At 35.8% G+C, this 21,114-nt stretch carries 25 protein-coding genes and 2 tRNA genes; 16 read left to right on the forward strand and 11 right to left on the reverse strand.

Annotation, left to right across the window (positions count from 1 at the left end; all coding sequences use genetic code 11):
- The 3 genes from RHTP_RS01080 to RHTP_RS01085 all read right to left on the reverse strand — a co-directional run.
- Nucleotides 1-204: transposase (locus tag RHTP_RS01080; protein WP_171005690.1), on the reverse strand; the 204-nt coding region annotated here is incomplete at its 3' end.
- Between the two features lie 71 nt (nt 205-275).
- A complete protein-coding gene (locus RHTP_RS08755; RefSeq protein WP_171005691.1) occupies nt 276-431 on the reverse strand; it encodes a hypothetical protein in 156 nt (51 codons plus the stop codon).
- Nucleotides 432-600: 169 nt separating this feature from the next.
- Nucleotides 601-1,191, reverse strand: a complete 591-nt coding sequence (locus RHTP_RS01085) for a 3'-5' exonuclease (protein ID WP_138106206.1) — start codon at nt 1,189-1,191, stop codon at nt 601-603.
- Between the two features lie 233 nt (nt 1,192-1,424).
- On the opposite strand from RHTP_RS01085, the gene nusB reads away from it, so the two are divergent.
- Genes nusB through RHTP_RS01105 form a run of 4 tightly spaced genes read left to right on the forward strand, consistent with a single transcriptional unit; the run spans nt 1,425 to nt 4,723 of the window.
- On the forward strand, nt 1,425-1,835 hold the full coding sequence (gene nusB, locus RHTP_RS01090; RefSeq protein WP_138106207.1) for a transcription antitermination factor NusB: 411 nt from the start codon (nt 1,425-1,427) through the stop codon (nt 1,833-1,835).
- On the forward strand, nt 1,829-2,701 hold the full coding sequence (gene murB / locus RHTP_RS01095; protein ID WP_138106208.1) for a UDP-N-acetylmuramate dehydrogenase: 873 nt from the start codon (nt 1,829-1,831) through the stop codon (nt 2,699-2,701). Before nusB ends, murB begins: the two co-directional genes overlap by 7 nt.
- On the forward strand, nt 2,688-3,497 hold the full coding sequence (locus RHTP_RS01100; RefSeq protein ID WP_138106209.1) for a PHP domain-containing protein: 810 nt from the start codon (nt 2,688-2,690) through the stop codon (nt 3,495-3,497). Before murB ends, RHTP_RS01100 begins: the two co-directional genes overlap by 14 nt.
- On the forward strand, nt 3,494-4,723 hold the full coding sequence (locus RHTP_RS01105) for a bifunctional folylpolyglutamate synthase/dihydrofolate synthase (RefSeq protein ID WP_138106210.1): 1,230 nt from the start codon (nt 3,494-3,496) through the stop codon (nt 4,721-4,723). The genes RHTP_RS01100 and RHTP_RS01105 overlap by 4 nt, the downstream gene beginning before the upstream one ends.
- On the opposite strand, the gene RHTP_RS01110 is transcribed toward RHTP_RS01105, so the two are convergent.
- Nucleotides 4,666-5,475, reverse strand: a complete 810-nt coding sequence (locus RHTP_RS01110; RefSeq protein WP_138106211.1) for a hypothetical protein — start codon at nt 5,473-5,475, stop codon at nt 4,666-4,668. The genes RHTP_RS01105 and RHTP_RS01110 overlap by 58 nt on opposite strands.
- Nucleotides 5,476-5,742: 267 nt before the next feature.
- Entirely contained in the window at nt 5,743-6,324 is a 582-nt protein-coding gene (gene mnmM / locus RHTP_RS01115) for a tRNA 5-(aminomethyl)-2-thiouridylate-methyltransferase MnmM (protein WP_138106212.1), read from the reverse strand.
- Nucleotides 6,325-6,477: 153 nt separating this feature from the next.
- On the opposite strand from mnmM, the gene RHTP_RS01120 reads away from it, so the two are divergent.
- From RHTP_RS01120 to RHTP_RS01165, 10 genes are all read left to right on the forward strand, one after another.
- A tRNA-Val gene (locus RHTP_RS01120) sits at nt 6,478-6,551 on the forward strand.
- 8 nt (nt 6,552-6,559) lie between these two features.
- A complete protein-coding gene (locus tag RHTP_RS01125) occupies nt 6,560-8,119 on the forward strand; it encodes a His/Gly/Thr/Pro-type tRNA ligase C-terminal domain-containing protein (RefSeq protein ID WP_138106213.1) in 1,560 nt (519 codons plus the stop codon).
- Complete coding sequence (gene infC / locus RHTP_RS01130) at nt 8,055-8,627, forward strand: translation initiation factor IF-3 (protein WP_138106214.1); 573 nt, start codon at nt 8,055-8,057, stop codon at nt 8,625-8,627. The genes RHTP_RS01125 and infC overlap by 65 nt, the downstream gene beginning before the upstream one ends.
- Nucleotides 8,628-8,644: 17 nt before the next feature.
- Complete coding sequence (rpmI, locus tag RHTP_RS01135) at nt 8,645-8,842, forward strand: 50S ribosomal protein L35 (protein ID WP_138106215.1); 198 nt, start codon at nt 8,645-8,647, stop codon at nt 8,840-8,842.
- Between the two features lie 38 nt (nt 8,843-8,880).
- Nucleotides 8,881-9,237: a 50S ribosomal protein L20 gene (rplT, locus tag RHTP_RS01140; RefSeq protein WP_138106216.1), complete on the forward strand. Its 357-nt coding sequence runs from the start codon at nt 8,881-8,883 to the stop codon at nt 9,235-9,237.
- Between the two features lie 62 nt (nt 9,238-9,299).
- On the forward strand, nt 9,300-10,322 hold the full coding sequence (gene pheS / locus RHTP_RS01145; RefSeq protein WP_138106217.1) for a phenylalanine--tRNA ligase subunit alpha: 1,023 nt from the start codon (nt 9,300-9,302) through the stop codon (nt 10,320-10,322).
- Nucleotides 10,323-10,360: 38 nt separating this feature from the next.
- Nucleotides 10,361-10,445, forward strand: a tRNA-Ser gene (locus RHTP_RS01150).
- A gap of 174 nt (nt 10,446-10,619) precedes the next feature.
- A complete protein-coding gene (locus RHTP_RS01155) occupies nt 10,620-11,768 on the forward strand; it encodes a hypothetical protein (protein ID WP_138106218.1) in 1,149 nt (382 codons plus the stop codon).
- A gap of 20 nt (nt 11,769-11,788) precedes the next feature.
- Nucleotides 11,789-12,955: a hypothetical protein gene (locus RHTP_RS01160; RefSeq protein WP_138106219.1), complete on the forward strand. Its 1,167-nt coding sequence runs from the start codon at nt 11,789-11,791 to the stop codon at nt 12,953-12,955.
- Nucleotides 12,956-13,059: 104 nt separating this feature from the next.
- Complete coding sequence (locus RHTP_RS01165) at nt 13,060-13,644, forward strand: thymidine kinase (protein ID WP_138106220.1); 585 nt, start codon at nt 13,060-13,062, stop codon at nt 13,642-13,644.
- Here the strand turns inward: RHTP_RS01165 and tgt are convergent.
- Complete coding sequence (gene tgt / locus RHTP_RS01170) at nt 13,627-14,754, reverse strand: tRNA guanosine(34) transglycosylase Tgt (RefSeq protein WP_138106221.1); 1,128 nt, start codon at nt 14,752-14,754, stop codon at nt 13,627-13,629. The genes RHTP_RS01165 and tgt overlap by 18 nt on opposite strands.
- The gene (locus RHTP_RS01175) at nt 14,738-15,424 is read right to left on the reverse strand and encodes a queuosine precursor transporter (protein ID WP_138106222.1); all 687 of its coding nucleotides are present in this window, start codon (nt 15,422-15,424) and stop codon (nt 14,738-14,740) included. The genes tgt and RHTP_RS01175 overlap by 17 nt, the downstream gene beginning before the upstream one ends.
- Nucleotides 15,425-15,573: 149 nt before the next feature.
- Between RHTP_RS01175 and RHTP_RS01180 the strand changes: the two genes are divergently transcribed.
- On the forward strand, nt 15,574-16,203 hold the full coding sequence (locus RHTP_RS01180) for a MarC family protein (protein ID WP_138106223.1): 630 nt from the start codon (nt 15,574-15,576) through the stop codon (nt 16,201-16,203).
- Here the strand turns inward: RHTP_RS01180 and RHTP_RS01185 are convergent.
- Both RHTP_RS01185 and RHTP_RS01190 read right to left on the reverse strand, forming a co-directional pair.
- Nucleotides 16,186-17,109, reverse strand: a complete 924-nt coding sequence (locus tag RHTP_RS01185; RefSeq protein WP_138106224.1) for a hypothetical protein — start codon at nt 17,107-17,109, stop codon at nt 16,186-16,188. The two genes, RHTP_RS01180 and RHTP_RS01185, sit on opposite strands and share 18 nt — an antisense overlap.
- On the reverse strand, nt 17,081-17,905 hold the full coding sequence (locus RHTP_RS01190; RefSeq protein ID WP_138106225.1) for a hypothetical protein: 825 nt from the start codon (nt 17,903-17,905) through the stop codon (nt 17,081-17,083). Before RHTP_RS01190 ends, RHTP_RS01185 begins: the two co-directional genes overlap by 29 nt.
- 101 nt (nt 17,906-18,006) lie before the next feature.
- On the opposite strand from RHTP_RS01190, the gene RHTP_RS01195 reads away from it, so the two are divergent.
- Nucleotides 18,007-18,990 (forward strand): inorganic phosphate transporter, encoded by a 984-nt coding sequence (locus RHTP_RS01195; RefSeq protein WP_138106226.1) that lies wholly within the window; start codon nt 18,007-18,009, stop codon nt 18,988-18,990.
- Here RHTP_RS01195 and RHTP_RS01200 read toward each other — a convergent pair.
- Nucleotides 18,987-19,460 carry a DUF6314 family protein gene (locus tag RHTP_RS01200; RefSeq protein WP_138106227.1) on the reverse strand — a complete coding sequence of 158 codons (474 nt, stop codon included), beginning with the start codon at nt 19,458-19,460 and terminating at the stop codon, nt 18,987-18,989. The two genes, RHTP_RS01195 and RHTP_RS01200, sit on opposite strands and share 4 nt — an antisense overlap.
- Nucleotides 19,441-21,033 (reverse strand): peptide ABC transporter substrate-binding protein, encoded by a 1,593-nt coding sequence (locus RHTP_RS01205; RefSeq protein WP_171005692.1) that lies wholly within the window; start codon nt 21,031-21,033, stop codon nt 19,441-19,443. The genes RHTP_RS01200 and RHTP_RS01205 overlap by 20 nt, the downstream gene beginning before the upstream one ends.
- Between the last annotated feature and the right edge of the window lie 81 nt (nt 21,034-21,114).

Consider the following 21,114-nt stretch of genomic DNA (forward strand, 5'->3'; position numbering starts at 1 on the left):
TAATTCTTCATTGCATGGCTTTAATATCCCAGATCCAGGGAAACTGTCTTCTCCATGCTCCTTATACTCTTGGATCCACGCGTAAAGGGTAGATTTGGCTACACCTAAATCATGAGCGATTTCGCTCATAGACTTACTGCTTTCTCGACATAGCTTTACAGTGTTTATTTTAAACTCACGGTTATATTTTTCTTGATTTTTCATAGACCCTTATTTTTCTTAAGCTATTATTATTTACTGTCTATGTTCTTTATGTCTAGGAAAGGGTAGCAAGATCATAGGACTGTAACTAGCGAGTAATGAAAATTACAGGATGGTTGGCGAGGGTCTTTTATCTTGCAAAGATTTAAAATTATTTGACTGTCGGTGCCTGGATGATTGAATGTCTTTTGTTTTATATGCTTTGGTATTTTGCCTTTTGGCTGGCTCATAGAAATCTCCTCGAAAATATGTCTCGAACAGTTTCTAGCATCCACACTCTAAATTCAAGATCTTGTTTTAATGGTCAGTCGCCTGACATTATTATCAAATTCTTAAAAATGATTTTGGTACAATACTACGGATATAGATAAAATTGTCCGCGTTTTTGTACCATAATCTCTAACTTATATTTGGAAAGCCTACAATCGCTTTATAACATAATAGAAGGTGCAGAACTCCATTCATAGCTCGGTGTGGCTGTTGTTCGCCTGCAAGGGAATATGCCTTTGCAATGGCATCTTTAGAGCAGCCTGTTTCCCAAGGAAAAGACCCTAGACCCTCTTTTGCTTTGCGTATTGATTCTACCCAATACATGGAAGCTAAATCCAACCAATGATAGGGGAAGAGAAGAGATTCTTGTAATTCAGGATCAATAAGATAAGAGAAAAAAGCGCGGTCAAAAGAAGGGTTTTGGCAAATAAAAACAGCTTTGCCTCGGGTAATTTGATTTTTAGCAAAGCAATCTTGTATTTGTTGAGCAACCAATTGAGAGGGTAGTCCTTGACATACCATCTGCCAATTGAAACCGTTAACTTCTAGGCTTTTAGGATCACTTTTTTGCCAATCTTGTGGGCTAATGGCAATGACTGATTCAAAAGAATCTTTGCAAGTACCTGTTGTAAGGTCAATGATTTGAAAAGCAATTTCTATGATTTTATGTTTTTGCGAGCTTAAACCGTTGGTTTCTGTATCTAAAAAAATCCCTAACAAAACAATCCTTTTATGAAAAATTTAAGAACAATCGAGGTTAACAAGAAAAGTAGACAGATTCAATAAGTATTTTCTTGTTAACATAATATTTTATTTGATATACCCCGTTAGCTTTAAGGGAAAGTAATTGAGGTGTTAAATCTTATAGTTTTTTTTAATTTTAAAGAATGGTAGCAAACTAAGTAATCTGTTACTATGGATGATCTATATTTTACCTCTAAGGTTGATCATCAATGAGTTTCCCGCGTAAGTTTCGAGAGGTTGTATTTCAACTTCTTTATAGTGCTGATTTTAGTCAATGCCCACTAGAAGATATAATGGCTATGATTATGGAAAAGGTTGCCGTTACAAAAAAAGTGGTTCGTGAAGCATATGCCATGCAGCAGCTAATTACAGCTAGAGAAGAGGAGATCAATGCATTGATAAAGGAGCACGCACAGAATTATCAGGTACACCGCATACCTAAGGTTGAATATAATGTTTTGCGTTTAGGCATTTATGAGCTGCTTTATTGCCCAGATCTGCCTTTTAAAATAACCATTTCCGAGGCCATTCGCTTATCTCGTAAATTTGCTACAAAAGAGTCAGCTAATTTTATCAACGCTGTTTTAGACAGCGTTTATCGATCTATAAAACCATGCTAGTACTTCAATCTGGGAAACTATTAAAAGATTATACAACAATCCAAATAGGCGGCCCAGCGTATGAGTTTATTACAATAGATTCTATAGAAGGAATGCAAGAGGTTTTACGTTATTGTTTTACATGCAACCGAGATTTTTTCATTTTAGGCAAAGGCTCAAATTGTCTATTTCACGACGATGGGTTTAAAGGGCTTGTTATTTTAAATAAAATTGGTTTTTGCCTAGTTGAACAAGAGGTTGTATCTGTTGGTGCAGGCTATAGTTTTTCTTATTTAGGAACTCAAACAGCAAAAAAGGGTTTGTCTGGCTTAGAGTTTGCTTCAGGGATTCCAGGCTCTGTTGGAGGAGCGATCTACATGAATGCAGGTGCTTCTTCTTCTGAAACAGCAGATTGCCTACAAGAGGTTACCTTTATTGGGCAAAATGGTGAAATAGAGGTTTTATCTCGTGACCAGATAGACTTCTCTTATCGATTTTCTTCTTTTCAAGGTCGAAAAGGTGCAATTGTAGCAGCGAAGTTTAAGCTAACTAAAGCAGAAGATGCAAAGAAAAAACAGCTTGATTTCATAGGTCATCGAATCAAAACACAGCCTTATAAAGATTTATCAGCGGGATGTATATTTCGTAATCCCGATAAGTTATCAGCAGGGGCTCTCATTGAAAAATGTGGTCTTAAAGGTGCTTGTATAGGAGATGCTGAGGTTTCTTTAATGCATGCAAACTTTATCGTTAATAAAAAAAAGGCAACCGCTAATCAAGTCTGCGCGTTAATACGCCTTGTTCAGCAGACAGTAAAAGAAAAAGAGGGGGTTGATCTAAAGATGGAAATTCTTTGTATCCCATATTGTTTAGATGTTTCGCGCTGATTTACATTGCCATACAAAATGTAGCGATGGGACAAGTAGTCCTGAAGAGTTGTTATACCAAGCAAAGAGTATAGGTCTGCAGGGATTATCAATTACAGATCACGATACGACCGCTGCCTATGCAACTGCCATTCCTATTGCTAAAGAGCTTGGGATTCTTTTAGGTACCGGGGTAGAATTTTCCTGCAGCTTCGAAGGGCAAAGTGTTCATATATTAGCTTATGATTTTATTTTAGCTAATCCCATTATTGAAATGCTCTGCACAAAGCAACAGTTTAATCGAACTCAGCGTAATCGAGTGATTTTAGAGAAATTGCAGGATAAGAAAATTTTTATAGATCAAGAAGAGCTCAGTAGTTTAGGGGTAGTTCTTGGACGTCCTCATATTGCGCAATTAATGATAAAAAAAGGTTATGTGAATTCTATACAAGAAGCCTTTACTCTTTATCTAGGAGATAATAAACCTTGTTTTTATCGAGGAGAACTACTTCGGATAGAAGAAACAATGGATTTAATTCACCAAGCTCATGCTAAAGTTTTTCTAGCTCATCCTCATCTCTTGTCGCGATCTATTTCTGTAAAAAATCTATTCAAATTACCCTTTGATGGAATAGAATGCTATTATGCAAAAATTTCTTCTGCACAAGAAAAAAGATGGATTAAACTGGCTAAATCCAAAGGTTTATTAATAAGTGGAGGATCTGATTATCATGGAAGTATAAAAAGTTATTTGCCTTTAGGTTGTTCATGGGTAGATAGAGATACTTTCTTTTCGATTTTTCAAAATGTATTATGAAAAATATGTCCAATTATAAAAGAATACTCAAACATCTTTTGGAAATACCCCCATCAAAAGAAAAAATTTGCAATCTAGAAAATGTGCAATCTTTGCATAAGGCACTATCTTGTCCTACAAGCACATACCCTACTATTCATATTGCAGGAACCAATGGAAAAGGCTCTGTATCTATGAAGATAGCTAAAGCTTTAGAATATTCTGGGTATCGTGTTGGATTATATACTTCACCTCATATTAGCTCTCCTCGTGAGAGGATTTGCATTAACTCAGAATTCATTTCTGAAGAAGAAATAGTCTGTGGTGTGGAAAAGCTTTTTCAAGTATGTCAAAAGCTAGGATTAAATCTCTCTTTTTTTGAATTTATGACCTTTTTGGCTTTTGAATTTTTTTGTGAAAAGCGTGTAGACATAGCAGTTATTGAAACGGGATTAGGTGGTAGGTTGGATGCTACCAATGTATTGTCTCCTATTCTTACGGTTATTACCTCTATTAGCAAAGAGCACATGCAGCTCTTAGGTCAAAATTTAGAGAAGATAGCTTTTGAAAAAGCAGGTATTTTAAAACCCAGAGTTCCTGTTGTTTTGGGGCCTAGAGCTCGTTTTCAATCTATTTATAATCATGCTTGTGCTTTGAATTGCCCTGTTTATTACGTGAATAAAGTTTTTCACTTTTTCGATGAAGAAAACAGTGAAATAGCAAAGAGAGCCTTAGAGCAACTTAAAACCGATTTTAGAGTAACTCAAAAAGCTATAGATCAAGCGCTTATTCTGCGGCCTAGTTGTCGTTTTGAAATATGCGAGGAAGTAATTTTTGATGCAGCTCATAATCCAGAAGCTGTATTTTACCTTTTGCAAGCACTGCATTACTTTTTCCCTCAAAGGCGCCTGCGTTTTGTAGTAGGGTTCTCAAAAGATAAAGATTATGAAAGTTGTTTAGAATTAATAGCTCCTGTTGCAGTACACGTTCATTTAGTCCAAGGAAATGATAGGTTAACGTCTATAGAAGATCTCTCTTTCATATTAAAAGATGCGCCTTCCTCCTTTTATACTTGCCATCAGAGTATAGAAGAAGGAGTTAAGGCAGCTTTTAGCATTGCTTCTCAAGCAAATGAGTTAACAGTTGTCTGTGGCAGTTTTTATATTATGCAAGAGGCTAAAAACATTACTTATCCTACAAAAGCTTTTGATTTAAACATGCAAGGAGCTCCTATCGCTTTTTCTTGATCTAAAATTTCAAATAATTCAAGGAATATCTCATCAACTTCTTCTTTAGTGGGAAACCCTTCATGTGTACCAACTAACTCCCGAGCAGTTCCTATTAAACATTGGATAGTCTCAAAACTATTTTCAAAAATTTTTGTATTTAAGAATTCCATATTTCTGCGCACGCGTTTTTTGTATTCCTCAGGTAAAAGGTTAAAACGGTGCTTTGCCTGACTACTCTGGTCGTTATATAACAGAGCTGCAATTTCAAATAATTCCTCTGTATATTCGATATAAAACCCTAAATAGAGCAAGGTCTGTTGCTTGGAAAACCAATTCAAATGAGAAGGTCTTTTATTTTTTTTGAGATTTTTTTCTGCTTGCTTAAGAATCACTTTAGCTTCTGCAACTACTTGTCTGTCAGCAACAGCAGGGCGGTGATGGTATTCAAAATCATGAATCTGTTGTTTTAAAATACGGATTGCTTTACGAGTAACTTGTTCTTTTAGTTCTTCAGATCTATGCCTGATTAAACTAATTTCTTGCTCTACTAAACGATCCTCAAGTTGTCTGTATAGACTAATGAGAATTTCTTTAGAATGCTTAGCAAAGGAAAGATCTATTTGATATAAATTTTGAATTTCCTTTTCTATAGCAGCTAGTTGCTTAGAAAAATATTCGTATGCTTTAGGGGAAATAAAGCAACGTCCGATCTCTTCAGAAAGAGATTGTAGCTTAAAATGTAAGCTTAAATAAGTAATTTTTTGTGTCATATTAATTAATTGTTTTATTTATTAATCTTAATTAAGTATAATTAACCGCACACTTAATTCTATTTCTAATTTATTTAGAAATCAATACTAATAAATATCTTTATTGTTTGTTGTTAATTATTTTTTATTTTGTGGTTTTTTCTTTTTCCTCTATAAATCTCTTCAATAAAATAGATATATTATTATTTTTAAGGTGTAAACTTTTTTTTATCATTTCTTGCTTTTTGTTTTAGCTAAAGAATAGACAAGAGAGATGCAAGAAATGATTTAATAACTATTTTTTTTTTGAATCAATAACAAAGAAGCAGATGCGTGTTTGTTTGGCCAGGTATGATGGCAAATAGCATATTGGGTGGAGGGTAATTCTTGTGCTTTCTGTATTAAGAAGGATTGCTCTTTAGCTCCTTCTGCATGACCTGGGTAGCAGCAAATGGTAATTAGACCGCCTGGCATAATCAGCTCAAGAGCGGAGTTAAGGCTTTTCAATGTATCTTCTGTAGTAGTGGTAATTTTTTTGTTAGTGCCTGGAAGGTATCCTAAATTGTATATAATTAAGCGTATAGGATGTTTGTAGGCAAGAGCAGGAAAATGAATGTGAGATGTGCAAAATAAATGAATTTTTTTATACTGGTCTTCTTGTAAATGATTTTTTAATAAAGTAGAGGTATTCTCAATAGCGATTTGTTGTTTGTCTAGACAGATAATCCCTTCTAAAGAAAATTTTACTACTTGCAAAGTGTCTTTGCCATTTCCACAGGTTGCATCAATAGCCCAATCTTCTGGTTGTAAGACCATTTTCCAGTAAAACCGTGCCAGTTCTAGGTGAGAGTGTAGGGGTAAAAAAGCCATGAAAATCTTTTGGGATAAGTAGATGCTTTTGAGTGTAAATCTAAAAGGAGATTCAAGCAACTGCCTTCTCTTAGGTGAAATAAGTTGTTTTAAAGAAGTTGATTAGAAATCAATCATTTCGGTATCATGTTTGGGAATCTAAACCATATTAATGGGGTATTAGCTCAGTTGGTTAGAGCGCCACGTTGACATCGTGGAGGTCGGCTGTTCGAGTCAGCTATATCCCAAGCTTTCTATGTTTAAAAATAACAATATAACTGAAAATCAAATCAATTCTTTGCTTTTAGCAGCAGCTGTTGTAGAGCTGTTTCCAAAGGCTCTCTTAGTAGAGGGTCAAGGGACAGGGGCTTGTTTTTTCTGTGATATCGTTTTTCCTTTCGATTTTGAACCCCATCTTTTAGGGGTTATTGAAGACAGAATGAGGATGATTCATAAAGAAGATAGGGTTTTAAAATCTCTTGAGATGACACCCAGTAACGCTGCTTTGTGGATGCAGCACCAAAAGCAGTATCTAATCGCTGAAAAGCTAAAAAAGACTTCATCTTCTTTGGTGACCATGGGACAAATAGGAGAGTTTGCTACATGGGTTTCTCATCTTCATCTTCCTAAGAATAGAACTGCATTTACGGCAAAATTAAAAGAATCTTTTATAGTTTGCTCTTCAATTCCAGGTCTTGTTCGGATTGTTGGCGTGGCAAATAGTTCTTACAAACAGAAGCGTTTATTTTGGCAAGAGCACAATCATCTTCAACTGATTTGCGATATGCAGCTTTTTATGCCTTTGGAAAACCAGAAAGGGTGGGTTTGGCTGCCTAAAGCAGAAGCTATGAAAGAGCTTTTGATAAATTATTGGAAAAAAGAATCTTTCAAGGAAAATGTTGAATTCATTACTTCTCCTTATTTGCCAGCAACTATAAACAGCTTGAACCCTGTATCTGCGTATCATAAGCAGGTCTTTCAAAATTCTCAAAAAAAGATGAACAAGTTAGCAGAGCTTACCTGGGTCTTAAACCCAGACTCTAGCGATATGCAGCAAGGGCTTTTTCAGCCTTTTTGTTATTTGACTGATTCCACTCACTTATTTTGTTTGAAAGAGAACTTATTAAAACAGTGCATTTCTTCCTTGCAATTCATTTTAAAAATCCCTAAAATCTTGGGTTTTGAGTTCGAAATTATTTTACGCAGTTCTCATAGCAAAATTAGAGAAAAAAGTGATATGCGTTTATCTATCATGCAAATGGCTTTAAAGGAATTGCAGTTAGACTATCGTATAGAGAAAAAAGGCCACTCTGATTTTATAGAACGCATAGAAATACACATTGCAGACAGCTTAAAGAGAATGTGGTGTGGGCCTTTTTTAAGCATTTTAAAGAGCGATCAAGAAGCAATTCTTTTGCGCTCTATGTTTGGTAATTTAGAAAGAATGCTGGGACTGCTTGTTGAACAAACAGGAGGTAAGCTGCCTTTTTGGTTAACTAATGAAAATATACGTATTATTGTAGTTAATTCTGAAAGCAGGGTTTACGCTGAAGCTGTTTGTTCTCAATTGAGCCAAAAAGGCATTAAAGTATTAATGAATTATCAATATAGCGTTTCTTTAGCACAGCGTTTCTATGAGGCAATTAAAGCACGTATTTCTTATATTGTGCTTATTGGCGAAAAGGAGCGGTTAACAAATACGCTTACTTTGCATGAGTCAGGCTTAAATCAAGAACAGGGCATAACGTTAGATGCTTTGTTTACACGGATACAAATGGCAACTGGGGGTAAGAACTCTGAATCTGAGAATCAATAGAGAAATTCGTGCTTTAAAAGTGCGTGTAATTGATAAAGAAGGAAATCAATTAGGGATTTTGTCATTAGCTGAAGCTTTGACAAAAGCAGAACAAATGGGACTGGATTTGGTGGAAATCGCTCCGAATGCGGCTCCTCCTGTTTGTAAAATTATCGATTATGGTAAATATCGTTATCAACTAACGAAAAAAGAAAAAGAACAAAAAAAGTCGCAGCATCAGGTTAAGGTAAAGGAAATCAAACTTAAACCAAATACAGATGACCACGATATCATGGTAAAGTTAAGACATGCACGTGAGTTTATCTCTAAAGGAAATAAAGTTCGACTCACTTGCACATTGCGCGGTAGAGAAATGGCTCGTCCTGAATATGCCCAAAAGGCAGTTCTAAAAATGTGCGGAGATCTTTCCGATATAGCTACTCCTGAAGCTCCGGCTAAAATGCTCGGGCGTAGTTTATCAGTTGTATTAGCGCCAGGGGCTGCAAAAAAAAGCAGTAAAATAGTTTAAGAATAAAGGGGTAAGCTGTGCCGAAAATGAAAACAAAAAAAGCAGTAAGCGCCAGATTTAAGGTAACCGGAACTGGGAAACTAGTTCGCCGGCGTCCTGGATGTCGCCATATACTGACAAAAAAATCTTCCAAACGCAAACGTAAATTGCATCGACCAGCATTAGTAGATCAAGGTCAGGTGAAAATGTATGCTCGTTTAATGGGAGTAGGGTGAATTACCCTTTAGAATTTAAAAAATAATGGAGAATCTATATGGTTAGAGTCACAAATTCTGTGGCTTCCAAGCGTTCCCGCAAAAGATTATTCAAACGTGCTAAGGGATTTGTTGGAGATCGCAAAAATCACCTTCGTTTGACAAAAGATGCGGTATTGTCAGCAGAAGCTTTTAATTATCGTCACCGTAAACTGAGGAAAAGAGAATTCCGCAGTTTATGGATTACTCGTATTAGTGCAGGGGCAAAAATAAACGGGATTTCTTATAGTAAGCTCATTCATGGTATGTCACTGGCTAATTGTCAGATTAACCGCAAAAGACTTGCTGAAATGGCAGAAAGCGATCCTAAGGGATTTGCCGCTGTTGCAAATGCTGCTAAGCTTGCATTTTGTTAGTTTTTATTTTCTCTTAAAAGCGCTTGTTTTCAAACAAGCGCATATCTAGAAGGATTTTTTTTGTGCGTGATACAATTTCTTCTATTCAAAAGCAATTTCAATCTGATTTATCACAAATTAAAAACAGCAAAGATGTTGAATTGTTAAAGGTAAAGTACCTTGGAAAAAAGGGCTTAATCCAACACATAATGCAACAACTAAAAGAGGTTTCAAAAGATCTTCGACCTATAGTAGGAAAAGAGATTAATGATCTTAAAGAAGAAATTTTAAAGCTTTGTCAAAATGGCCTTGAAAGCTTTCTTAATGTAGAGCAAACCAAACGCTTATCTGAAGAGAAAATAGATGTGACAATCCCTGGAAGAAGGGGATTCATAGGAAGAAGACATCCACTACAATTAACTTTAGATAGGGTTATAGATTTGTTCTGTAATATGGGTTTTTCTGTGCAGTATGGCCCTGATATAGATAGCGACTACTACAATTACGAAGGGCTAAACTTTCCTCCGGATCACCCAGCCCGAGATATGCAGGATACTTTTTACATTACAAAAGATTTATTACTACGTTCGCATACCTCTAATACGCAGCTACGGGTAATGCAAGAAAATACGCCACCTATTCGAATTATTGCTCCAGGAACCGTTTATCGCAATGAAACAATTAGCAGCAGATCACATGTGTTTTTTCATCAAGTAGAAGGTTTGTACATTGATTGCAAAGTCACATTTGCAGATCTGCTAGCTACGATGGATGAATTTTGGAAAAAGCTCTTTGGTTCATCTGTTCAAACACGTTTTCGTCCTAGTTACTTTCCTTTTGTAGAACCAGGACTTGAAGTAGATATTGCTTGCACTTCTTGCAAAGCGCAAGGGTGTAGGTTGTGTAAACATACTGGCTGGTTAGAAGTTGCAGGAGCTGGCATGGTACATCCGCAAGTTCTTAAAAACGCGAACATAGATCCAGAAAAATATTCCGGATATGCCTGGGGAATGGGTATTGAAAGAGTTGCTATGCTTCTTTACGGGGTTAAGGATATTCGACTGTTCACCGAAAACAATTTGCGGTTTTTAAATCAGTTTGCTTGAAAATTAAAACGTATTCGTTATAATTCCTAAATCTTTAAGGAGGAGTGGCAGAGTGGCCGATCGCGGCTGTCTTGAAAACAGCAGTCGGGCAACCGACCGTGGGTTCGAATCCTACCTCCTCCGTTTTTAACAAGCGCTAATGATCTATTGGCGCTTTTTAATATAAATATTTTCAATAATTTTCTGTATAAACCTCAATTTATAAAAATATCAATTAATTTTAAATTTATATCTTTTATTTATTTTTATTTACAATTAGTTTATAATTTATAATTAATTTTGATTAAAAGAGGTTTTATGGCTATATTTTCTGGGATTTTTTTTAATAATAATAAAAAACAAAATATACTTGCTCTTATGAATCCGCCACCTATTCCTAAAGGCTCATACGTATTCGAAAGAGCTGTAGGATTATATAATGGAAGTTTGAATCTATCCAGTTTCAATAAGTTCTTACCTGCAACTGCTATAAGCGCTAGATTAGATACAAGAGTTTTAACATCGATTGAGCAACCTAAGCCTGTAAAAACTATAAAAGGAAGTAGATTTTCTTATGTATACCCTAACTTAGTTGCTGCAAGTCGGTTGCCTTTTCACCTTAGTCATATAGAGAAAGAACAAAGTAATCAAAAGACAGAAACTTTAGTTGATAAAGTTGCTAGACTTAACTTACAAACTACAACTTTTCCTGCGGAATCTATTGAAGCAGTGCATGAAGAAGTAGAAGCTCCACCTGTTCCTTTAAGCTTATTTGCTAGAATCAATGCAGGTCTTGACCTACAAACTATATTATTACCAGTTCTACATTCTATACCTGCTAACACTGATCCTCTACCCCTAGATGAAGCTGTAGAATCTTCTAGAGAAGAAAAACTTATACGCTGGATCTTAACCTCTCATAACATATATGGATTAGCTATAACTGTGTTGCATAATTTTTTTGATATTTGCTGCCAAAAACCAGAAGAGAGAAATTTTATCAATGAGTCGCTAGTTCCAAGAATTAGGTATACTGGATTTACCATTTCTGCAACTGCAGGTGTTGTTTACCATTTAGCAATAGGTGTTTTATTTACTCCATTTGTAGTAGCGTCTTTGGGTCGAAAAAAGGAAGTTAATGAGATCTGGTATAGTTATTGGACAGGGGCTAGTATATCGGCAATGGGTGTGTTTGCTGGGGTGTTTGGTATGGTATCAGGAAACTATCTAATCCATAAAACTATGGAAAAGAGCATTCCTCAATTTAAAAGATTATTAACTCGTTATTTATATCGCATACAAATTTTTTGTACACGATTAAACGGGATAAAGTTTCCTCAATTAAGACAAGATGTTCAAAATGTCAAGACTACCGCTGACATGGTCTCTATAACGCAAAAATTGGTTGGCATAGCAAAGGGTCTATTACCTACAGTGATTTTGCAAAACAGCTATAGTGCTTTATAATAAAATGGAATAAAAAGTTTATGTCTAGCCTTTATTCAATTCCACTGTCTGCTTTAAACCCTGTATGGCAACGTACCCTTGCAGCTATAAAGCATAAAATTAATGCTTTAGAAGAAAAAGCAAATTATAAAATAAACTCGTCTGCTATAGCGTTAGATAAAAATAATAACTCTATAAAAAATGGATTTTCATTTTGGAGTAATCGGAAGATTGTCCAAATGGCTGGATGTATGGAGTCCTCATTAATATCTTTTTTTGGATTTAGCTACCATGGGGCAGTTGCACTACTAGCAACAATACCAGCTCTTATTCGATGGAACTCTCAGCCTATTTTTCCTAATGTAAAGACATTTTGGAAAAACCGTGCTTGTGTAGCAGGCCTTTCTTTTATGAATAGCATTTCTGATCTAATAGTATTAGCAAAGCTAACCGGTCTTTTTCATGTGATAAGCTCAGTTATTTGCTATTGCAAACCAACACGGCTTTCAGACTTTAATCCAATAAATAAAATGCCAGATGAAGATTTTCAACTGGGAGTAGCTATGGCATTATCAGGACTAGTGGTATCTAACATAGATCAAAAGAGCATTATAGATGAAATTAATGGATTAGTGACTCTAATGTTCTATCAATTAAAACCAAAAATTGTAGAAAAAACATCTCAGGTAAATGGACTATTTTCTGCAAGGCCAGCTAGTCTAGAAGAGCTTAAAAAAGGTTATGATAAAAAATGCAGTGATATGATAAATCGTTTAAATAAAGCAGAGGACTTAAACGGCTTAAAGGCTGTAGTCTTTAGCCTGGCTAAAGATGGATTAATTCAAGCAGCAGATATCTGCCATAGTCAAACTACATCAATAGCCAAACAAGCCCCTCTTATAGCAAAACATGTTGCACAAAGCATAGAAAATGTAGTAGATGAGACATCTCCTGGGATCTCTAACTATTATCAAGGGGGATTTTCTGCAATGAAAGGTTCTTTAAGCGCAGCTAATAACAGAGAAGATATTAGATTGGCCATGGGGAATTTTTGCACAGTTATCAGTCAAATTTTTTCTGGATTATCCATGTCTATTCAATATGAAAAAAATCGATGTGTTACTGAAATACGCCGTTCTTTAGAAGAATCTAACCAAATACAAGAAGAAGAGTTTTTTGATGCTGAAGATAATCAATCTTGGGCATGATTTTGCAATCCAATCATTCTTTGTATTTTTACCGAAAAAAATAAAGTGGAAATTTTCTGAAATCCTGTAGATTATTAAATCAAGGAAACTAAGGAGAGCTCAAAATGGCAAAGCTATATTTTCGCTATGGTACTGTAGGAAGTGCAAAGACATTAAATTTATTAGCAGTGGCACATAATTATAGAAGCCAAGGAAAGAAGGTTTTACTGATTAAGCCAAGGATTGATGATCGATTTGGTCAAGAGCAGATTAAATCAAGAGCTGGTCTTGAAATGAAAGCAGATATTTTAGTGGATGAGGGCACAGCACTTTTAAAGTGTAACTGGGAGGGTATTAGTTGTATTCTAGTAGACGAGGCTCAATTCCTTTCTGCTTTGCATATTGAAGAGTTAAGGCAATTAACCATAGCACAAAATATTCCTGTGATTTGTTATGGATTGAGAACAGATTTTCGCGCGCGCTTGTTTGAAGGGTCTTTACGTCTAATGGAATTAGCAGATCGCATTGAAGAGGTAAAGGCAACTTGTCACTACTGTCATTCTAAATCCATTATGAATTTAAGACATGTAAGAGGACAAGCTTGTTTAGATGGTCCTAGCATTCAACTAGGAGCAGAAGAGTCTTTTTATCCTACTTGTTATGCTTGTTATATCGAGCAATTATCTTTTATTTCAAATGTCGTTGTGTAGAATTTTAGTGCGATAACGCTGCATAAGCTGAACCATGAAGTGCAGATTGTGAATGGTAGCTAAAATCATACAGGTAGCTTCCTTTGCCTTAAACAAATGGTGTAAATAAGCTAAACTAAACCTGCTACATGTAGAGCAAGAACAGTTTTTTTCAGGCGGAGAAAACATCTGAGCATGGGAGCTTTTTCCAATTTTTAAGTGACCTTCTTGTGTTAATAGAATACCGTGACGTGCAGCTCTTGTGGGGTAAGAAGAATCGAAAGTATCGATCCCCATGGGTATGCACATCTCAATAGAGGTTAAGTCTCCAATTCCTAATAAATGGTTGGGCTTTTCAAGTGGCAGATGTGACATAGTAGAGCGCAAAACTTCAAACATCTCTTGTTTGGTTCTGCCCATACTCCCTCCAATAGAAAAACCATCAAAGGGAAGTTTTGTTAAGTAACGACAGCTTTTTTCTCTTAAAGCAGCATCAACGCCTCCGTGAATCACAGCGTACATTGCTTGGTTGTTAGGATTTTTTAAATGTGTATGTAAAGAGCGCTCTTCCCACCTGTGCGTACGCGCTAAGGAATCCTCTAAGGCTTTTTTCTCGATATGATAAGGGGGGAGTTCGTCGAGTGGAATAATAATATCGGCTCCTAAATCTTTTTGTGCTTCAATCGAGCTCTCTGGAGTGAGTAAGACTTTTTTTCCATCGCGATAGGAACGAAAAACCACACCTTCTTCAGAAATTTTTAATACATGTCCTGCTTGTTTTTTGGTCCCTTTGCCTTTTAATTCATCCGCAATAGAGCCATAGGCTAAGCTGAAAACCTGAAACCCACCTGAGTCGGTAATAATGGGTAAACTGCGATTGATAAAGCTATGCAGCCCTCCAGCTTGTTTCACAATAGAAGTTCCTGGTTGAAGCAGTAAATGATAGGTATTGCAAAACATGAGCTGCAGCCCTATCTCATGGACCGATTGGTTATCAAGAGCCTTAATAGTCCCATTTGTGCCAACTCCTACGAAGTTAGGAGTATCAATGACTCCATGAGGGGTATAGATTTTTCCTACTCTGGCTTTAGATTTAGTAGAGGTGTGAAGGAGTTCAAAGCGAAATGTCATGAGAGTCTCTTGGGGTTTGAGGAATTAGCCATTTTACACAAGCCGTCAGAGGGGCTAGTAAGGCAATGATGACAATTTTTACAAAATAACTGACTAAAATAATATCGGTTAAACAGGCAACAAGAGAAAAGAGACCTAAAAAAGAAAATAAAATGGTATCAAACAGCTGTGTAATTGTTACGCAAACAGCATTGCGGATCCAAAAAGGAATAGAAAGGTGTTTTTTTAAAAAACCAAATAATTTTATATCTAATTGCTGAACAATCATAAAAGTGGTTAGTGAAGCCAGTAGAAGTCTGGGTGTTGGTGTTAAGATTTGAAGGAAGGCAGTGTGTGTGGTATCAAATGCAGAAGGGAGATAAAATAGGTGTATTTGAGACATTACAGTAAAAAAAATCATAGTAAAGAAAGATATCCAAATGGCTTTTTTTGCTATTCCTAAACCAAAATATTCTCTTAATAAATTTAAAGAAAAAATACTGCCAATGGCAAACACATCACTAGAGGTGATTTCCCAGCCAAACCAGGAAATTTGTTTAATAACAAATAAATTGGCAAGAATTGCTTGGATAGCAATCGATGCAATTACAGCTTCTTTACCTAATTTTAAAGAAATTAGGACAAACAGCATTACAATAAAAAGATGTGAGAAAAAAAGGATTTCGTTCATTAAAACTAAAAAAATTTAAAGAAAATAGAATAACATATTTTGCTAAATAAATAAAAGCTTTGTGCTTATTAAAAATAGAAATATCGATATTTATTGCTAAATTTAGATATTTTAGGTATACATGGCCCACTTTTTATTATCGGAGAACTATGAATTTCACACAGATTGTTAACTATTTTATTTCTTTACTTGTCGTCTGCAGTCCTTTTGCAGCTCTTCCTGCTTTGTTGAATTTGACTCAAGGAATGACATTGAAGGAGAAAAAAAATACAGGACTAGTTGCCGCGGTAGCAGTGGGAGTAATTCTTATTTCAATGACTTGGATTGGAAGCTCTTTTTTAAGTTTTTTAGGAATTACTATACCGGCCTTTCAAATAACCGGTGGAATAGTGGTATTTTTATTGGCTTTTTCCATGCTAAATGCACAGGTTAGCCGCATGAAGCAAACTATAGAAGATCAAAAAGAAGCACAAAAAAAAGATTCAGTGGCTATTGTGCCTTTAGCTATTCCCATTACGGCAGGCCCCGGGGCTATTAGTACGGTAATTATAGCTAATGCCACTCATCCAGGAGTAACTAACCAGGTATACATGACGATCTGCGCAGCCTTAGTAGCCTTAGTCATAGGGGTTACCTTGTATTTTGCTGGAAATATTGAGAAGTTTTTAGGGCAGACAGGAATTAATATTTTTAATCGAATTGCTGGATTAATCTTAGCTGCAATGGCAGTACAAATGCTGGGAAAAGGAGTTTTAGGTCTTTTAACAATCCTTTGGTAAACGCTGGTTTAAGTAAGCTGCAAGGGAAGGGTGATGTAAATTTAACCACTCTTGCAAAGGGGTGACGATTCTTTTGATTTCTTGATGTATGATCTTAGGGTTTCTTTGAGTTGAATCACGGCAAAGCCTTCCTAAATCGATCTGCATGGCTTGAGAACCTACTAATCCAAGGTTTTTATTGATTTTAGGGTCTAAATCAAGAATGCCTTTTTTACCTCTTTGTATAAAGAATTCAATTAAATTATCAATGACTACCTGAGCCCCTTTTTCTCCTTCTGTTTGGATAATCTGAGAAAGGCCTGGGTAAATAAGAGAAGCTTTTTTTTGCACAATGCATACAACTTGATCTAGGAAAACTTGGCGAGCCATACCTATTTTATCGACTACTGTCACATAGCGATTTAGAGGATAGCTTTTTTGTAGCCTAGCAAAGATTAATCCACTTTCCTTAGAGAGGTCCTCGCAAGCAATTTGATAACTTTTACATTCTTTTTCAATCCGTTTTCTTAAGCGCAATAGTTTTTTAAGATACTGCTTTTGGAAACAGGGAAACGTAGAAAGCACCTTTAGAGAAAAAGAGGGATTGATTTTTCTAAATTTTAAAAATTTAAGGACGTATTTTTTGTCTTTTGACATAAAAGCATATGCTTGACCTCCTTTTTCTAAAAAATAAAAAGGCTGATCTAAACAAGAAAGATCTGCATCTTGAAATAAGACATCAATCTTCCACTCTTCTGTATCCGGGATAGAACCTTGGATTTTTTCTATACGAAAACCAGAAGTTTGACTATTACAAAATGTTTTAACTAGAAAAAAACAGAAAATAATAAGAGCTATGTTTAATAACACTTCGCTTAATTTTAGGAATTTCATCCATTTATTGAATGCTAAATCTGCGCTCGACATTGTTAAATATTCCAGGGACTAATTGGTTATTAGAATCTAAAAGCTGTAATCGAATATGGTGAGTTCCTCTCTTAAGACCATATATGTAATAAGGTTGCCATGAGGTAAGGATCTCTTTTGTAGCATGATCAATTTCTACAGCTACTTTGTAACCATCTCGGGATAGTTGGCAGTTGGTAATATAGAAATCCAGTAAAATGGGCTGGGGATTACAGCCTCTTTGGTTACAACTTTGCTGAAAATACGTTCCTTGAGGTTCATTATAAGTTAAATAGGGCTTACATAAATCTACAGAAAAGCGCTGATTGTGGTTTTGATGATAAAAGGTTCTTACTGCAAAGCAACCCTTGTCTTTGAGGCTTTCTTTAAACGAGCGAGCAGGGAAAACACGCATGACATGCATGCCTGGGCGAAGGGCAAAAGGTATGTCAAATAAAGCAAGCTCATTACTGTTTTCATCAATTCCTCTCCATGCATCCATATCTGCTTCAGTAATGGTAAAATAGGGTTGATTATCAATGATCATATGCAGGGTTTGTCCTTTTGGATCATTGAAAATCTCGTTTTTGCGCGGAAACTCACTGTCTACTCCCAAAGCAAGGCCTGTGATGCGAATTTGCCCTCTGTTATCAGAGCGGCACAATTCCTTTTCTGAAGGATAAATAACTCTTACATTTACATGATCGGGTTCAGGAGTGGCAGATACAGGCACAATCCGAATAGAGGATTCAGAGCAAAGATCTAAAGAAGAACAAAGGGCTAAAACAAACGCGGCAGATGTAAATAATCTCCTCATATATCCCTCTTAATTATAGGTTATAATGTAATTTTTTTGTATATAAATGTCTAGATTATAACAAGGTCAAAATTGTTATATGCTTAAGAATTTGGAGTGATATGGACTTTGTTCTTGTTGTTTGTATTGTGATTTTAGGACTTGTTTTTGATTATACCAATGGCTTTCACGATGCAGCAAATGTGGTATCTACTGTCATAGCGACACGTGTATTAACGCCACTTGTAGCCATTTGTATGGCCTCGGTATTGAATGTGATAGGAGCAACACAAATTAGCGGTGTTGCTCAGACGATTGCATCTGGATTAGTAGATCCAAATTACACCTCTTCTGTCACAATCATTGCTGCTTTATTAGGAGCGATCATTTGGAATATTTTAACTTGGTCTTTAGGAATCCCAAGCAGCTCTTCTTATGCTTTAATCGGAGGGCTAATCGGTGCTGTCTGGGCACAAACCGGGGTACAAGCAATCTACTGGTATCCCTTAATGAAGAAGGTGATTATTCCTATGGTTCTCTCGCCTTTAATTGGTTGCTTGTTTAGTTTTTCCTTTCTAAAAATATTGCAATTTTTCATAAAGCGTTTTGATAAATTTACTCGTTTATTTGCTTGTTTGCAAATTGCCTCTTCTGCTCTTGTGGCTTTAGCTCATGGTTTAAATGACGCACAAAAAAGTATGGGAATCATTACTCTTGGGCTTTTTAGCGCAGGTGTTATTTCTTCAGATACCATTCCTCTTTGGGTGATCTTATCTTGCGCGTTAGTTATTGGGATTGGAACCGCTTCTGGAGGTTTTAGAATTATTCATACAATAGGATTTCGGATTACACACCTTAAATCTTATCAAGGATTTGCAGCAGAAAGCAGCTCTTCTTTAGTTATTTTATTTGCTAGCTTTTTAGGAATGCCGATTAGTTCAACACAGATGATTGTAGGCAGTATAACAGGGGTTGGTTTAGCAAAAGAAAAACCTAGTGTAGAGTGGAAAACAGCTCGCAAGCTTGTTTTAACATGGGTTCTAACCCTGCCTCTTGCAGCTGGTTTTTCCTGTCTAATTTTTATGCTGTTTAAAGTTTTTATTTAAAAAAAGTAATAAGAATCGATTTCTTCATTTTTTTTAGGTCCCACAATACTCCAATGCAAATGAAAACCATCTGATTTAAGATGCATTTTTCCTGCGTAAGCATCCCTTCTACATATATGAGGCTGCAGAGAGACTAGTAAATGATTACTCAAAGGGACTAAATTTACTAAAAAGACAGGGGAGCCATATCGCAAGTGTTCTAAAGAAATCACACCTGCATTAAGATCCAATGTCCAACGAAATACGTTGGTAAAGTTCATCTCTTGCTTTCCAGACCAAGATCCTTTTTCATGGAAAACCAATACATTCGCTTCTTCCTTTATAACAGAAACCAAGGCTTTACCTTTTCTGGTTAATTCTTTTGATTTTGTACTGCAGGTAAGTTGTTGTATTTTAGCTAATCGATTCCATGCTGATAAAAGTATTTGTTTTTTTTCTTCTTTCAGTAGATTAATGCTTTTTGCATCCATTTTTATTTTCTTTTTGGATTTTTTTTTCTTCAAAAGAAAAAGGAAGGAACATGCGATCTCCCCAAAGAGGAATATTGAAAGATAGATGTGGATTTACCATGTACACATAATCTTCATGGTGTAGGGGAATAACAGGCGTTTCATCGATAAGAATCTTTTCTGCTTCTTCTAAAGTCAGCAGGCGCTTATCTCCTTCCTCATAATTAGATCGATCTAGTAACTCAATATATCTTGGGTTTTCCCATTTTGAGAAATTCATGGTATATTTCTTATATTTAAACCTATCAAGTACATTCATTGGGTCGTAATACATAGCAGTCCAACTAGCAACACACATCGAATAATCACCTTTAGCCATTTTATCTAGAGCAATGCTAAAGTCTAACTTTTCTAACTTTATATAGATTCCTAAAGCTTTTGACCACTGCTGTTGGATGATTTGTACTAATTCACTTGCCCCATATATCCGAGGGTAATAATAGAGAACAACCTCTTTAAAAGCTTCTTTAGTAATGCCTAGCTCAGCTATACCTTCCTCTAATAAAACTTTAGCCTTCTCTATGTCATTGTCTTTAAAAAAACAACGATAGCGGCTTTCTTTTAAGCATGGCGGTACTATGTTTGTCGCAGATAATCCTCCCTGATAGGCAACATTAATCCGATCGGTCTGGATATTTTGCTTAACGCCTTTTCCCAAAAATCCTACCAATTCCTGACGATTAAGAGCTAAACTAAAAGCACCCCGAATTTTAGGATGATTAAAAGGAAATTGCTCTGTGTTGATGTAAATGAATACAGAGCAAGGTCTTGGTGCGGAAAAAAGCGTCCATTTTTTTTCTAGCTCGGGTATTTCTTCCAAAGGAATGTCGGTTAAAGAATCTCCAATTATATCAATTGATCCCTGTTTAAACATCTCTAGTGTCGCTTGATTGTTTTCGACAATGTTAAATACCATTTTTTCTGGATGTAGGTCTTCTGTTTTTCGATATTTGGTATTACGAGTAAGAATGATTTGATTTCCTTGATCCATCTTTTCTAGAAGAAAAGGACCATTACATAAAAAACAAGAGCCTTTATCATAAACCCACTTAGGGTTCTTCCGATCATTTTCAATGTTTACAGGCGAAAAGGGGGGTAAGCAAAGCAATTCAAGAAGATAAGGTGTAGGATGCTTTAGAGTAATTACAAGAGTTTTTGCATCGAGTGCTTTGATACCTACTTGATCTAAAGGAACAAGCCCTTTTTTGGCTGCTTCCGCATTTTTAATAGGAGAAAATGCATAATCGCATACTGTGGGAAAATCGGGCCTAAGAATATCTTTCCAGGCTTGTTCAAAATCATAAGCAGTGACAGGAGCATTATTCGACCAAACAGTATCTTTTAAAGTAAACGTATAGGTAAGTTTATCCTCTGATACTTTATAGGATTCTGCTTGAGCTAGCTTAACAGCTCCATCTGGAGATCGTTTGACAAGTCCTTCAAAAAGCAGAAAAATCATTTGAGAAGAAAAAACATCTCCTGCTTTTCGAGGATCAAATGTCTTAGGTTGTGTTTTCATATTTAAACGAAGCATAGGAAGCCTCCCTTTCATTTTAACTGAAGCTATGCAAATAACTATACTTGCGGTAAGAAGCGTAAAAAATAGAATATTTTT

This window comes from Candidatus Rhabdochlamydia sp. T3358 (assembly GCF_901000775.1).
Taxonomy (GTDB): domain Bacteria; phylum Chlamydiota; class Chlamydiia; order Chlamydiales; family Rhabdochlamydiaceae; genus Rhabdochlamydia.